At 40.3% G+C, this 15,269-nt stretch carries 15 protein-coding genes; 6 read left to right on the top strand and 9 right to left on the bottom strand.

Translation table 11 applies throughout. The features are described from left to right. Positions 1-65: 65 nt before the first annotated feature. The 4 genes from R8N23_RS09965 to R8N23_RS09950 are packed head-to-tail and all read right to left on the bottom strand — an operon-like array spanning position 66 to position 3,601. Entirely contained in the window at positions 66-1,280 is a 1,215-nt protein-coding gene (locus tag R8N23_RS09965) for a PP2C family protein-serine/threonine phosphatase (RefSeq protein ID WP_318171448.1), read from the bottom strand. Continuing rightward, positions 1,281-1,532: a hypothetical protein gene (locus R8N23_RS09960; RefSeq protein ID WP_318171447.1), complete on the bottom strand. Its 252-nt coding sequence runs from the start codon at positions 1,530-1,532 to the stop codon at positions 1,281-1,283. It lies immediately after the preceding gene. An 18-nt stretch (positions 1,533-1,550) separates the two neighbouring features. Next, positions 1,551-2,600 carry a glycosyltransferase gene (locus tag R8N23_RS09955; RefSeq protein ID WP_318171446.1) on the bottom strand — a complete coding sequence of 350 codons (1,050 nt, stop codon included), beginning with the start codon at positions 2,598-2,600 and terminating at the stop codon, positions 1,551-1,553. 59 nt (positions 2,601-2,659) lie between these two features. Next, a complete protein-coding gene (locus tag R8N23_RS09950; RefSeq protein ID WP_318171445.1) occupies positions 2,660-3,601 on the bottom strand; it encodes a lysylphosphatidylglycerol synthase domain-containing protein in 942 nt (313 codons plus the stop codon). A 71-nt stretch (positions 3,602-3,672) separates the two neighbouring features. Here R8N23_RS09950 and ruvC point away from each other — a divergent pair, with 71 nt between their 5' ends. Next, the gene (gene ruvC / locus R8N23_RS09945) at positions 3,673-4,224 is read left to right on the top strand and encodes a crossover junction endodeoxyribonuclease RuvC (RefSeq protein ID WP_318171444.1); all 552 of its coding nucleotides are present in this window, start codon (positions 3,673-3,675) and stop codon (positions 4,222-4,224) included. A 223-nt stretch (positions 4,225-4,447) separates the two neighbouring features. Here the strand turns inward: ruvC and R8N23_RS09940 are convergent, their stop codons facing one another. Continuing rightward, entirely contained in the window at positions 4,448-4,903 is a 456-nt protein-coding gene (locus R8N23_RS09940) for a CBS domain-containing protein (RefSeq protein ID WP_318171443.1), read from the bottom strand. Positions 4,904-5,207: 304 nt separating this feature from the next. On the opposite strand from R8N23_RS09940, the gene R8N23_RS09935 reads away from it, so the two are divergent. The 3 genes from R8N23_RS09935 to R8N23_RS09925 all read left to right on the top strand — a co-directional run bounded on the left by R8N23_RS09935 (position 5,208) and on the right by R8N23_RS09925 (position 7,236). Then, positions 5,208-6,080: an RNA polymerase sigma factor RpoD/SigA gene (locus tag R8N23_RS09935; RefSeq protein WP_084370845.1), complete on the top strand. Its 873-nt coding sequence runs from the start codon at positions 5,208-5,210 to the stop codon at positions 6,078-6,080. 500 nt (positions 6,081-6,580) lie between these two features. Then, complete coding sequence (locus R8N23_RS09930; protein ID WP_318171442.1) at positions 6,581-7,057, top strand: hypothetical protein; 477 nt, start codon at positions 6,581-6,583, stop codon at positions 7,055-7,057. Then, on the top strand, positions 7,054-7,236 hold the full coding sequence (locus R8N23_RS09925) for a hypothetical protein (RefSeq protein WP_318171441.1): 183 nt from the start codon (positions 7,054-7,056) through the stop codon (positions 7,234-7,236). The genes R8N23_RS09930 and R8N23_RS09925 overlap by 4 nt, the downstream gene beginning before the upstream one ends. Positions 7,237-7,352: 116 nt before the next feature. Here the strand turns inward: R8N23_RS09925 and R8N23_RS09920 are convergent, their stop codons facing one another. The 3 genes from R8N23_RS09920 to R8N23_RS09910 form a co-directional block, all read right to left on the bottom strand. Next, on the bottom strand, positions 7,353-8,045 hold the full coding sequence (locus R8N23_RS09920) for a lysoplasmalogenase (RefSeq protein ID WP_318171440.1): 693 nt from the start codon (positions 8,043-8,045) through the stop codon (positions 7,353-7,355). Between the two features lies 1 nt (position 8,046). Next, a complete protein-coding gene (locus R8N23_RS09915) occupies positions 8,047-9,231 on the bottom strand; it encodes an MFS transporter (RefSeq protein ID WP_318171439.1) in 1,185 nt (394 codons plus the stop codon). A gap of 163 nt (positions 9,232-9,394) precedes the next feature. Then, the gene (locus R8N23_RS09910) at positions 9,395-12,265 is read right to left on the bottom strand and encodes a putative LPS assembly protein LptD (protein WP_318171438.1); all 2,871 of its coding nucleotides are present in this window, start codon (positions 12,263-12,265) and stop codon (positions 9,395-9,397) included. Positions 12,266-12,344: 79 nt separating this feature from the next. Between R8N23_RS09910 and R8N23_RS09905 the strand changes: the two genes are divergently transcribed. After that, positions 12,345-13,130 carry an N-acetylmuramoyl-L-alanine amidase gene (locus R8N23_RS09905; RefSeq protein WP_318171437.1) on the top strand — a complete coding sequence of 262 codons (786 nt, stop codon included), beginning with the start codon at positions 12,345-12,347 and terminating at the stop codon, positions 13,128-13,130. 8 nt (positions 13,131-13,138) lie between these two features. Then, the gene (locus tag R8N23_RS09900; protein WP_318171436.1) at positions 13,139-14,092 is read left to right on the top strand and encodes an MlaD family protein; all 954 of its coding nucleotides are present in this window, start codon (positions 13,139-13,141) and stop codon (positions 14,090-14,092) included. A gap of 81 nt (positions 14,093-14,173) precedes the next feature. Here R8N23_RS09900 and R8N23_RS09895 read toward each other — a convergent pair whose 3' ends face one another. Beyond that, positions 14,174-15,265, bottom strand: a complete 1,092-nt coding sequence (locus R8N23_RS09895) for a hypothetical protein (protein ID WP_318171435.1) — start codon at positions 15,263-15,265, stop codon at positions 14,174-14,176. Positions 15,266-15,269 lie beyond the last annotated feature (4 nt).

Below are 15,269 nucleotides of genomic sequence, written 5' to 3'. Positions count from 1 at the left end.
AAATATGTTTTTTATAAAGAAATTGAATTAGTCGCGGTATTCTATGTAAATAGAAGCCCAAAGAATTATGATTTGAATTTGGCAGACAATATGGTCACATCATCTCTATAGTCCTGTCCTTGACGGAAATCATTAACAAACTTCATGATCGCATCATTGAGTTCATGTGGTTTAGAATTCTCCACACTTTTTATTGCCTTCATGATACGGTCTTCACCAAACTCCTCTTCCTCAGGATTAATGGCTTCATTCAATCCATCAGTATAACAAAACAAATAGAATTGATCCAAGTTATCTACAGTTCCCATTTCTATAAATGGCAATGGAGAGAACATACCTAATACCGTGGTGCCTTTAGTCAACTCAACATCCTCTTTCAGATTCACCTGTAGCAGTGGTGGGTTATGACCGCAATTCAAATAACGCAGTTGTTTTTTTGATTTGCTATAGATCGAAATAAAGAATGTAATGAATATCTCACCATTCCCGCTGAATTTAATCTGATGATTCAATTCAGATACGATGGTTTTTAAATCGTTCGTCTGTCTAACTAATGTATGCAGTGAAGCTTGAAAGTTTGACATCATCAAAGCTGCCGGCACCCCCTTACCTGACACATCTGCAATACACAACAGAAACTGGTCGTCATCGATTGAGATGTAATCATAATAATCCCCACCTACGTTGTGATGGGGCTGATAGAAGGCTGCTACTTCAAACTGATCTGTAGCAGGTAGATTTTTTGGAAACAGATAATTTTGCACCTGTTTGGCAATCTCCAATTCTTTTTTGAAAGCTTCCTGAGCTAATTGCTGCCGAGCAAGTTTCTTATTTTCTATCGCAACAAGGATGATATTGGTCAGTGCTTCCAGAAACGTAGTCGCGGAGTTACTTGTAAAACCAGCCGCCGTTTCTGCGATATCCCCTACAAACACCAAAGCCAGCAATTGATTTTTATGCATCACGGGGATCACGTGATCAAACTCCTGGCATTCCGTATGCCCCAAAGCTTTTACTTTTTCTTCACCCTCAAATTGGTCAACAGGAATATCATCTACTACTTCGCTCTTCACACCAAAGAACACCTTACAATTCCATTGCCCCTCAGACTCAACAAAAAGGGCCAACTTCTTCACCTTTAGGTTGGCCAATAGTGTGAAATGGTAAATCTTATACAAGGACTCTTCAGACAGGTTATTGTTAATTGCTTCCGTTACTTCTAGCAACGCATTCAACTCCAATTCTTTGAGATCTGATTCTATGGTTTTGGTTTGTCCCATTTAGCTCGTGTGCGCCTTAAGTCCTTCTTTAGAGGCCAGGTAATAGTAATTTCTGAAATTAATTTCTATATCAATGTTGGATGCGTCCAACTCGACGTCTGGTTCATCATAACAACGCAACCAATTTTTCCTAACCATTTTCGCAAGAATAGGCTTCAAATCTTCATCCGACAATCCCAAAGTTTCCTTCAAGTCATTGTAATGAATTAAGAAATATAATTCGTCCAAAATGTCAAATTCGAGATCGCTCATGCTCGACTGGGTTTAGGATTAGATTCTGTGGATTCGGTCTCTCCAACTGTATGTTCCAAAATTAGAGGCTACCCCAAAGAATACCACATAAAACGGGTAAATTATTTGTAGTAAAACAAAACTGGTGATTGAGACTCTTCTGTCCTGTACTTTACTGACAACAGAAACAAAGAGATAGTCTACTATAAATTTAGCACCCAAAATATATAATCCTAAAGTGTTCAGTGTCAAGCAAGCATCTACCAACAACCAACTCCAAACCCCATAAACACAAAATATAAACACCGGCATAATCATGGAAAATACATCTCTGTGCAGTTTCCACTTAGATGCCCATCTTCTGCGCTGATGGTAAAAGTCTTCCCAATTTTGAGGAGGTTCACTAGTTACCAAAGCTTGGCTAGACTTAAGAAATTTGATTTTATATGGATAGGCTTGATACACTTTTCTTAATAAAAACTCATCATCACCAGAAGCAATGTGATCATTTCCTTCGAACCCTCCGACTTCTTCAAATACTTTCTTGGAAAAGGAATAGTTACAGCCATTGATCATGGTAGGTCTGCCCATTTTCAGTGTAGCAGCTCCCACCCCTACCAAAGCCGCCAGTTCTAGATTGAGTAGATCAATCCATCTGGAATTATTTGAGTTGAACAGTTTCACGGGACCAAAAGCAAGTTTCACACCACTGCTGAAAGCTCGCCTGTGTTCGTCCAACCAGCCCTCCGCTACCTCACTATCTCCGTCTGTACAAATCATCAAATCACCTTTTGCTAATTCAACCCCGAGCGTAATGGCCGCTTTTTTTCCACTTTGACCTTCGGAAAGCATAGCAAGGTTCAAGCCTTCAAATTCCTCTTGTAGATGCTTTACGATAGATTTAGTCTCATCCTCTGAATGATCATCCACGACAATTATTTCAAAGTCACCAGTTGCGCCTTTGTAAATAGATCTAATAAGCCTTTCGATGTTCCTGCCTTCATTTCTGACTGGAATAATAACTGTAGCAAAAACATCAGTATGGCCTTCAGGAAAGGCTACTGGAAATTTCCGCAGATGCCACATCATAAGCAAAAGCAGTAACACACTCCCATAGAAAAGGGTCGCCACACTTGCAATCCAATAAATCAAAACGATTTCTTTAGGTCTGACACAAATAAAACTCCAACCAAGGCAGGTAACACGATATTAATCGTCCAAACTAAAAAGCTAGCCATAATCACCACACTCAGATCGGAGATAAAAAAACTGAAAAATAGCGTAGCAGAAATTTCACGTTTCATCAAATCACCCAACACAGACATGTTCGGGATCAATGTCTTGAATAGGAATATCCAAGCCACTCCAAGCAGCGTAATGGATAAGGAAAGCTGGCTTCCAAGTGCCCAGAAGATTAAATAAAACTGAATAGTGAAAACGCTATATCTAACGAATGATAAGCTGCCAATCCTGAATATGGATTTATTATCGAGTAAACTGAAAAGTGCTAAATACTTTTGGATATGATTGCGAAAGAAGTAAAACCCAAGTACCACAAAAACCGCTATCGAAAACATAATAGTAAAAACCAATAACAGCTCATTCATGGGGATATTCAGTCCATGCTCCAGCAAGAAAAAAACAGATAGCATGCCAAAACCAACCGTAGGCAGCAGTTGAGAAAATCGATCTATAGCCAATCCCGCAATTATTTGATTTTTGTTTGCTTGACTTAATCCCATGTAGCGAGATAAACCATCTCCTAGTCCAAAAGGGCTGACTACATTTAACCCTTTACCCGCTAATATGATTTTCAAACAGTTCCAGATGGACTGCTGCTCCATGGGTTTTAGAATACATTGCCATTTCCAAGCTTCTAATCCTACATTTAGTGGCAGTAACAAGAGGCAGAAAATCACCCCAACGATATTCACCAATTCGACAGCCTTTAGCATCGATAGGTTTTCGCCATGGCTAGTAAATTTCAACCCAATCACCAAAAAAATAGCCACAGGCAAGACCCAAGACCACAGAAACCCAATCAGTTTTCTCCAACCACTATTTCTTTGTTTCGCTAATGCTCTTATCATTTCTCAATATAACACTCCTTGGCACTTTTCATAAAAGGTAATCTTTCTATCTTGCAATGCTATCCAACTCCATGAATAAAACTAAGGAAAAAATCATTTTAGGTCTAGACCCCGGCACCACGGTGATGGGTTATGGAGTTATCCTCATTCAAGGAAGCAAATTAACCACGCTACAGCTTGGTGTCATTCACCTAAGCAAATACAAATCACACGAACTCAAGCTCAAGAAAATATTTGAAAGAGTCACTCATGTGATAGATGAATTTGGACCGGATGAAGTGGCGTTGGAAGCGCCGTTCTTTGGGAAAAATGTGCAGTCCATGCTCAAACTTGGAAGAGCGCAGGGGGTGGCTATGGCCGCCGCACTGATGAGAGATATTCCCATTACCGAATACGCGCCTAAAAAGGTCAAACAATCCGTCACAGGCAATGGAAACGCTTCCAAAGAGCAAGTAGCTGCTATGCTCCAATCGATATTGAAACTCAAAGAAGTACCGAAGTTGTTGGATTCAACGGATGCCTTGGCCGTGGCTCTTTGTCACCATTATCAAGGCGGCAAGCCACAGGCTTCAGCCAAAAGCTGGAAGGCATTTTTGTCTGATAATCCGGATCGATTGAAGTAGGGAGAATACTGCACCTCAATCTCCCCAACCCTCTACTCCAATGCTATTAAGTTAGGCGTCATGCTCCGGTTTATCCGGGGCATCTGTTGTTGTTTGCAGACAGATTCCCTTGACAAGCAAAGGGAATGACGGATGTTTTTGACTCCTTAACTTAATTACATTGCCCTCTTCTCTAAGAGGGAGCTAAATTCCCCCTTAGAAAAAAGGGGGGTTAGGGGGATTTCTACCAAGTCGTAGACTTAATCTTCTGCGCAGCGCGCATGATATCCCTTCTGCTGATCTGCCCTTTTAGGATACCATTCTCTGTGACTGGAAATCTTCTGAAGTAGGTATTTAAAAACTCGTTGGCGCAAGCCACTACATCCATATCCATTTCAAGCGTTTTGACATTGCTCGACATGAAATCGGATACTTTGCCTTTTCCGCTGGGGATGTTGTGATAAGACGACTGCACAAGTACTTTCAAACAGTCCTTTTCGGAAAGCATACCGACTAATTCGCGCTTTTCATTGAGCACTGGTCCGCCAGAAATTCTTTTCTTGAGCATAATGTCTATCGCTTCTGCGATCTCCTGATCAGGACTGAAAGTGATTAGGTCTTTGGCCATGTAGTCAGCAATAGTCTCATATTTGATCCCTTTCTCCTGCTCTACACGAGCGCCTTTAAAGTTCATTACCATGGTTGATTTAGTTAGAAGTTGAAATTAGACGAACTCTTATATTACCATATTTTCAACCAAATCACAAGCAAAATCCTTATAAAATACAATTTCAGTAGGATATTTGCGATATGTTTATTAGTTTGATACCAAGCCTAGGAATTTTGACCACCCATTGATGTTTGAACTTTATTTATAAAAGAGTGTTAATTATGTCAGAATAGTTAATCTCTTATTAGAAATAAACCGTATAAAATATTAAATTTGCGGGCTCGTTTATACTAGTACTAGGCAAAGAGCCCTAAAAAAAGGAAAACAATATCATATGAGACAACTGAAGATCACACAATCGATTACTAACAGACGTGAAAGTCATACCTTAGAAAAGTATTTTACTGAAGTTAGTAGTGTGCCGATGATTACTCCTGATGAGGAGGTTGAATTAGCACAAAGAATCAAACAAGGAGATGATCTTGCTCTTGAAAAATTAGTTAAAGCGAACTTGAGGTTCGTGGTATCTGTTGCCAAGCAGTACCAAAACAGAAGTTTACCTTTGAATGACTTGATCAACGAAGGAAACCTAGGTCTGATTAAGGCCGCAAAGAAATTTGACGAAACCAAAGGATTTAAGTTTATCTCTTACGCCGTATGGTGGATTCGTCAGTCGATCATGCAAGCACTAGCTGAGCAGTCGAGAATTGTAAGATTGCCGATGAACAAATCTGGTGCGATCAACCAAATCAGAAGAGCTTATGCAGAACTAGAGCAAAAGTACGAGAGAGAGCCTACCGAAGAGGAATTGGCTGATATCCTGGACATGAAGCCTAGCGAAGTGAGAAACACACTAGGTGCTGAAGTGAAGCAAATGTCTATGGACGCTCCTTTCGGAGAAGACGAGTCTGGTTCGCTTTTGGACGTACTAGAAAATAAAACTACCGTTCCTACTGATGGACAGATGGTATTCAACGATTCGTTGAAAGTAGAAACCATCAGAGCTTTGTCTACGCTTACGGCTAGAGAAAGAGAAGTAGTAAGAATGAGCTTCGGTATCGGATCTGACAACCCATTCACCCTAGAGGAGATTGGCGACATCATGGGCTTAACTCGTGAGCGTGTAAGACAGATCAGAGAGAAGGCCCTACAGAAATTGAGAGAGCCATCGAAGAATCAGAGATTGAAAGAATTCTGTGCTAGCTAAGTAGCGGCTTCAGAAATAGGATATTGAAAGCCTCAGCGAAAGTTGAGGTTTTTTTGTGTCAAAAACCTCCGTCATTACCCGATTTAGTCGGGTAATCCCTCGCGGTTGGCAGACTGCACCCATAACCTCAGCACTCACCCCAACAGATCGCCTTGACACGCAAAGGCGATGACGATGTTTCTCCAGGCTTCAGAGAAGCTTAAAAGGATGACGCAATAAATGCGGCAAGGTGGCATAACACAAGCGCAAACCACCTCATAGCGAGAAGCATTGACAATTTCACAAACTTTAGGCAAAGAGAGCATGCGACGTGGCTATCCCTTTCGGTAACATGCAAAGTTCCTTGCAATCCTCCTCCTATTCTCTTATTCTTGTCATCCGGTCTTGTCAGCAGCCAGACCTAACCACAGCACTTCTGAGAGAAATTTGTGTATAATTATATGTATTATAATGGAATGTCATACAATGTGATATCACTAGGTTATGTGGAATAATCCATAATGAAAGAACAATACGAATATATTGAAAAGCAGTTTAGAGATGAACTTAATCGCGAGGAAGGACTGCATAAAAAAGCACAAATCTACTTTTCAATAGCTTCTTTAGTATTGACAGCTCTTCTTTTTAAGCTAAAGGACATAGAAAGTATTTTATCAGATTTACCTAATTCATGTATGCCCAAAGTTTTTTTAATAATTTCAATTGTCTTCATATTTAGTTCTTTATTCTTTATCGGATGGTCAATCAAAATTCATAATTATAAACGACCATCGAATTTAAAAACCTTGCGTTCAGAAGCTCGAGAGAGAATTTCGACTGAAAAATTCTATTCTCATCGCATAATCGATTTCAAAAAGGCAATGGAAAAGAATATTCCTGTTAATGACAGCAGGGCTCTAAAATTAAAAATTTCGTTAATTTTATTACTAACGGGATACTTATCAAGTTTAATTTTCATTATAACCATAATATTATGACTGAAGACAAAGAAGAACAAGCGAACAAGGAAGAACAAAGTAGTCAGAGCGAACATGAACAAGACTTTGACGATTATGAAAACAACCCTGATAACGACGGTGGAACAATTAGTAGAATGGAAATAACAACCGATAATATTGAAGAGCGCAAGCAACAGTCAAGTAGTTCGGGCAGTTAATCCACATAACAAATACTATCATTCCATAAGCTCGCTGAGCTGTTTGCAAAGGCTAGTACAATCCGGTATTTTATAGAAAAAACGTCAGATTTCGGATGATAGTTGGCCGTCCTCACTCACCCATTATAATCCTTCTGCAATCCATTCACAATATTCCATTGGGCGAGAATGTAGGTGCCCATAATCCAAATGGAAGCATTTTCCATCGGTGCGTAGAATTTATTGATGGCGATGAGGGAATCGGAAAGGATGAAAAGAATCGCTCCGAGGACTACTTGATTGAAGCTTTCGGTATTGGTCCGTCCATTTCTATAGACAGCGCCTAGTGCCATCGTACAGATCAAAGTAGCATAGATTGTTACTGGAAGTTTCAGCCCATCTAAAAAGGGCCAAAGGGTATAAAGCAATCCAATCGCAAATACAGCAAATGGAAAAATATTGAAAATGTGCTGTAGCAAAGGCGTTTGTTTTTCTTCCGATGATCTCGCGTGCTTAAAGGAAAAGAAGTAAAAAGATTGTGCCACAGCGAAAGCTCCTAACCCAAGCAAAAAGAACCAATCCGCCTGATGTACATACATCAGTGCTACATCCCCAAACCAAGAGAAAAGCAAGGCAAATACCCCCAGTATAAAAGACAGGTTCACCGGCCCTTTCATTCCCTTACGGAAATAAACCAACAACACAGGCATCAGCAACGGCTTAGTGAATTGATTGAGCCAATTCCACTCCATCGCATGACTGAGTAACTCAGTGACCGCAATGACTATAAACACATACTTGAGAATCTGGGCTGTTTTTTCGTCTTTCATGCTAGGATACTTTGCTGGCCATCGCCAATTTCTTAACCGGATTCGAATATAAATAGATGAGTCCAATTAAAACTGTAGCCGAAGCAATATAAAAGACCAAAGATATATTAGCGAGTTCGTTGTTATAAATCAAGCCAGACAAGAAAGCACCCATGCCAATACCAATTTCTAGTGCGATGTACATGGTCGCAATGCCACGTCCACGATGCGCTTCGTTGCTCAAATCGATCGTCCAAGCAAAGATGGTAGGTGAACAAATGCCTACACCCAAACCAAAGGCCACTCCACTGATTACAAACATAGTTTGATTATCAGTATTGGCCAGCAATAACATAGCCACCAACAAGATCATACTCCCCACACGTAAGACAGGAATACGACCGTACTTATCTGACGCTTTGCCTGCAACGATTCTTACTAATAAAGAAGCAATAGTGAAGAAGGTAAAAAATAGCCCTCTATTGGGGAATCCTAGTTGATCACTCAAATCTGGAATCACAGTTAATATGGCTCCAAAAGAAAACACAGAAAGCATCATCATCAAGGAAGGCGAGATCACATTTGGTTCGAAGACTTCGTTAGGTTTTACATAAAAATGACTGACAGTTAGCTTTTCTCTATGCTTCAATGACTCCTTCATTCCTATTAAAATCAAAACCGAAAGAACCGCAAAAGCGGACGAGCTATAAAACATAGCATTCAGCCCTGCGCTAGACGCAATAAAAGACCCGATGGCCGGTCCTGCCGCCATGCCCAAACTACTAAAGAAACCTACAATTCCCATGGCCTCTCCCCTTTTGTTAGCTGGTACTATATCCGCCACATAAGCAGACGTGCCAGTGGGTTTGAAGCCGGTAGAAAATCCATGAAAGAACCTCAAAGCAAAGAATCCTATGATTCCGGTTACAAAAGGGTAAATCAAAGCGGCTATACCACTCACCAAAGCCCCAACCACCATCACAGGAATTCGTCCAACTTTATCCGCCAACTTCCCACTGAATGGCCTGGATAACCCCGCTGTGACCGTAAAAAGAGCGATAATGAGGCCTTTATATTCTCCTCCTCCCAAGCTATCCAGATAAGAAGGCAATTCAGGAATGATCATGTTGAAACTTCCGAAAAACAGGAATCCACTTAAACAAAGTAGACCAAATTGGAGCGTAAAAATTGAATTGTTGTTGTTCATAGTAGGCACGCAAAGCTAATAGGAATACAATCAAAAAAATGTGTCATTTCGAACGGAGTGAGAAATCTTATTACAATCATCTGATTAAATCATAATAGGATTTCTCCCTTGAGGTCGAAATGACAAAAAAAGAGGAAATAAAAGTAATGAAATCGAAACGACCTTAGAAACTGGTGTACGTAGAGCGGCTCTTTTTATCCAGTTTCAAATCTTTGAGCAACTGAGAGTTTACACGTATTTCCACAAAATAAGATTGGCGTGGGCCAAATGGCACCCAGTTGAAATTGAGGGTCCAGCAATGGAGGTCTCTGCCAATATTCAGTCTTGTCACTGTGAATTTTTTATTCTTGATATCATAACCGGAGTTAAACCCAATACGGGTTTTATCTGTGATACTCAGGTTTCCGTTAAAGTTCAACGTTTGAGTGATAACGGGGTCATTAAATCCATTTTTGGTGTAGTTGAAGGCATAGTTCACATTCAGTGCCCAGGGAACATCGAAAGGTACATACTGATTGGGGTCCCTAGAAATAAATTGGTTTACATTCCCCGCGATTTGATTTTCCTCCATGCCTGGCAAAAATGGATTATCCGGGTCAGAATTGTTGATATGATCTGGATTCATCCCGGAGCCTTGCCCTTGCTGGTTATTTTTCGAGCTACTGCCTTTCGGTTTTAAATTAAGGCCAATGGCTACATTCCCCCTGGTTAACCTTCCCAGTCCGTCTCCGTTATCCCAGGCCAGTCGATTGATTCTTCGTTGATAAACCTGGCCATTAGAGCCAATACTATCCAATACATACACGTAGGGATCTATCGTTCCACTCATATTGAGGCTGACCACATTATTAAATAAACTGGTTCGAGCATTCCAGTTGATGTTACTTAGGTTGAAGGAATCGGCGAGAAAATTATAGCCAGATGACATAGATAGGTTATCAAATATCTTCACTTTTTTATATTCATCGATGGAGTCATTTTTGGTCTTCACCTTCATCTCAATGTTGTGATTCATAGAGAAGGATAAACTGGCATTTTCTCCTTGGGAAGGTCCGCCGTAGGCAAAGCCCTGATATTTAGAAAGGGTACGGGTATTGCCATCTTCATCAATTTGGACCTCACTATAATGTCCTTTCGAAGGATCTCCAAAATCTGGACTATAGCTAAAGCCAACACTAGGTGTAATAACATGTCGGATAGCTTTCACCTTGCCTCCGACGAAATTATACATCCCATAAAAACGTGTGGACACTGATGCCCCAGAACTATACCAGCCCGCTCTTGAAAACTGCCTCAAAGTATCAACTCTCACCCCCTCCTCTACAGGATCGTAAGTGTATTGCAGCTCTTTAGGATACCAAACTTCGGTGTAGTTAAAACTCGGACTGACGGTCAGATATTTCATCACATTAAATGAGGTAGCAATGGGAATGGTGTGTCTTGCGCCCAGTTTAGCTCTATCAAATAAAGTGGCCAGGTTATCAGAACTAAAGCCAATCACACTATCATCCAATGGGTTTCTGTTGATTACATCAAAGCTAGGATTAGCTACCGCCGCATTGGTCAATTCGCTTTTCGCGACCAGGTTATAGGAGAAGCCTAGCTTACTCAAAATACCATTCTTCGAACTAACCACATTTTTAAGTGGGTAAATTCTATTCATGTTAAAACTCAATTCCGGCAGCGTTACATTCACGATTTCAGTGCTAATATTCTGGCTGTGTCTTGCATTCACACTTAAGTTGAATGGAGTGCCCTGAAAGGTCTTTGAATAAGAAATGTTCGAGTTGAACTGTGCATTCACACTTTGCTGATAATCATAACCCACATTGTTTGCATTGGCCGAATAGGTAGATGTACCCGCTGATACTGACGCCGAAAACCTTGAAGTTCCCACAGACTGCGGGCTATGCGACCAGTTTAACCAAAAATCCTTTGAAAACGATTCATCTTCAAACTGGGTACTATTCGTCTTGTTGTATCGTAGATTGAAGTTACCTGAGAAAGCATATCTTTTTCTATAGGTCGAAACACTTTGCAAACCATAACTTCCATTGGTAAAGATGTCTCCGGTCAATTTCAAGTCCATGTAATCATTGATATCGAAATAGTATCCACCATTTCTCAAAAAGAATCCTCGATTTTGGTCTTCTCCATAAGAGGGAAAAATAATACCAGAAGCCTTTTCTTTAGGTTGTGGAAACATGCCAAATGGAAACCCAATAGGTGTGGCTATTTCTCCAAAATACAAATTGAATGGTCCTGACACTACCTTGTTGTTTGGAATTACCTTCAGCTTGGATGATTTTATGTAATAGTGTGGGTAAGCATGATCGCAGGTCGTATATTTCGCCCCACGGATAAACATCTCGTCTTTCTCATTTTTCTTCACTCTCTCTCCATGCATAAAAGCACCATCCTGCTCTGTAATCACACCATTAATTAGTGCACGCTTCGATTTAAAATTATACTTGATGTCGTCGGTTTCATACACATCCTGCTTCTCTTTAAATATTGGTTTACCCACCTTTTTTCCAGCTGTATCTAGAATATAGTTGGCCTGAATAGAGTTAGTTACCCAATCCAGTGAAATGCGCTCCGCTGAGAGTGAAATATCGCCATAGTCAATTTCGGACTCTCCATACAGGTACATCATTTGATTTTGTAAATCAAAGAATATAGAATCTCTCGCTTTGTAATCAATTGTGGTTTCAATATCACCCTTCGGCTTTGGTGCTACGGCTTCAGGCACGGTTTCTGTTAAACTGTCCAATAGTGCTGGGTCTACCCCAAGACTTTCGGCCAAACTATCTATAACTGAAGCATCAGCTCCTAATATAAACTGAGCAGAATCAGCAATAAGTTGCAGGTATTCCGGATGGTTGGCCAAAGAGTCTCTTAAACCTAAAGAATCGCCTATTTGAGGTAATTGCTGAAGGATTTGAGCCGTATCGAGAGCGGGAACCTGACCAAAAGCTGAAAACCTAAAGGAAATGAGAAAAAGAAATGGGACTACGTACTTGATAATGCGCACCAGGGGTTTTCAGTTACGAGTAAAAATTTACATTTTTGTACAAAAATATTGCCATTATAATTTAAACTAGCGTATCTGGATGAAAAATATTTTTGCAATATCATTTTTTTCGATTTTGTTCATTTTGAGCTCCTTCAACTACACTGGAGTAAAGGATGTAACCATTAGGAAAATTGTGATTGATGCTGGCCACGGTGGTAAAGACCCTGGTACTTTTGGTTCTTATTCAAAAGAGAAAGACATTGCATTGAGCATAGCCCTCGAGACGGGTAAAATCATAAACAAATACATGCCTGACGTCGAGGTGATCTATACTCGCCAAGACGACAGCTTCCCTACTTTATTCGAGCGTTCCGATTTGGCAAATAAAAACGATGCAGACCTCTTTATTTCCATCCATTGTAACAATGCCCCTTGGAGCAACGAAGTTCATGGTACTGAAACCTACGTCATGGGACTCAAGAATTTCGATCGAAATTTTGAAGTAGCCAAGAGAGAAAATTCTGTTATCCTCTTGGAGGAAAATTATGAAGAAACTTATCAAGGGTTTGATCCTAACTCGCCAGAATCCTACATTTTGTTTTCATTGACACAATCTGTTTATCAAGAGCAGAGTATACTTCTTGCAACCAATGTGGAAGACCAGTTCAAAAACAGAGTAGGAAGAAAAAGCCGAGGTGTAAAACAGTCGAGCCTTTACTTATTATGGAGTTCGGCCATGCCAAGCATATTGGTGGAAACTGGATTTTTGAGTAATCCCAAGGAGGAGAAGGAATTAAATGATAAATTGCAACAAACCTATATCGCATCTGGTATTTACCGTGCGTTTCGTGATTACAAAACCGAAATAGAATCTAAAAATTAAACCTAAACGTGAGCAAAGAAGTAAAAGTAGGCTTGTTCGCCATCATCTCAAGTGCCATCCTCTATCTCGGCTTCAATTACCTTAAAGGAAAAGATTTTTTCTCTCCTACTAACAAGTACTATGTCCTTTATAAGAACATTGATGGATTGAACGTTTCGAATCCTGTGATTGTAAATGGCTATGCTGTGGGGCGTGTGAGCTCGATTGGCATATTACAAGAGCGAGACAACAAGATCATTGTCGAATTAGACGTAGATGAAAATGTAATACTTGGAGACTCCACTGTCGCTCAATTGACGAATAGTGACTTCCTGGGCAGTAAAGCTATTTTGCTACAAATCGGGGATCTTTCCAAACCATTGAAAAGTGGTGATACGCTAAAGTCTGACATCGATAAAGGACTAGCCGCCTTATTCGAAAGTGCAGAACCTATTACTTCTAACTTGACGGTAACCATCAGAAGAATCAATGAGATTTTGCTAGGAATGGAAGGAGCCGGCGAAGATATCAAAGCTGTTTTACAATCATTGAATACTACATTGAAAGGGGTGAATCTATTTGTGCGACAAAACAACCAAAACCTGAAGCAGACACTCACTGGAGTAAATACTTTGCTAGCCAATGTGAATACCAAAGTGGATATGTTAGAACCCATTCTGCTCAATGCCGATTCAACTATTAGTATGGTGAAAGACTTACCTCTCGATAGTACACTCAATTCATTGAATGGCACTTTGGAAGAATTGACTTTATTATTAGACGACATCAACGCTGGTAAGGGTACGGTAGGAAAAATCTTAAAAGAGGACAGTCTATACAATAGCCTAAACAAAACCATTCAGGATCTGGACCAATTGCTTATTCACTTCGATGAAAATCCTAAGCATTTCTTGGGGCCTCTCGGGAAGTCCAAAAAGAAAATTGAAAAAGACAGAGCCAAGGCCGCTGCCGCAGAAGAATAACACTGATATTAGCGATAAGAAATGAAAAAGAGTCCTGTCATTACTGACAGGACTCTTTTTGCATATCAATTCCGTATTCTATTACAATATAAATCCGAAGCTGATCGCTTGTAGTTCAGGGCCTCTGCCAGTAGCAAACACATCATTCAAATCATAGTTAAAGAATAGATCCATGCCTCTGAAACCTACTTGCGCTTTTACGCCATAACGAAAATTGTTGAGATAGTAATTACCCTTGTCTTTATCCTTTTTATTATCACCATTGTCAGAATACTTGATTTTCGTCCAGCTGTCTATGCGATAACCTGCATACATCCCAGCACCAATGCGAAAACCTCGATTTCGGTATTTACTCCAATTCCACCCACGGTTTCTACTTCTGGAATTGAATTCCAACATAGGCATTAGACTCGCATTAACATACGTTGCAGCCAACTTGCTTTTTTTGCCATTGATATTTGGGTCTTCCACAAACGTGGTCTCAGCATCCGTTTTGGTGATTCTAACTGAAGTATTCTCCATTTTCCAGTTGTACCAAGTCATATTTCCACCCCATTTCAATTTGAGTGGACCAGCTATTCTCGTGTGATACGCCCCCCCGATACCTACATACCAAGAACCCCAGGGCTTGACCGCGTAAGCAGCATTGTTATTATCGGGAAACGAGCCATTTTCTAACCAGTTGTTCATACCCAATTCCATTTCAAAAGTGCCATAAGTACCTCTACCACGACTTGACCTCCTTCTATCTACTCTTACATAGTCGCTGTCGTCATAGTCATCGAACCGGCTCCCATAGTCATCCCTATTGTATCTCCGTTCATACCTATCATAGTCATCATAGCTATCATCACCATAGTAGCTCAATGGTTTTGTTGATATATCTTCGTCCACTTCGGTATTTGTATCCTTTCGATATTTGTCAGATTCATTGATTATACTTATCTCTTCAGTATCCGAAGAAGTCGAATCAATACTCTGATTCAGTTCACCGATCATGGCATTGATATCATAATCTTCCAAGTCTTTCAGATCTTCTTGGGTCTCCGCATAGATCACCATTTTACTGCGTTCTCCAAATTCTATCACCACCGTATCCTCTTTTACCGGATCGCTTGCCGTAGCCGCTAATGTATAGGCGCATATGAGTATGATTAGTCCTATTCTTTTCATTGTA

The sequence above is a fragment of the Reichenbachiella sp. genome, from assembly GCF_033344935.1.
Lineage (GTDB): Bacteria > Bacteroidota > Bacteroidia > Cytophagales > Cyclobacteriaceae > Reichenbachiella.
The sequence above is the reverse complement of the archived record's forward strand: the minus strand, read 5'-3'. Positions and strand labels throughout refer to the sequence as shown.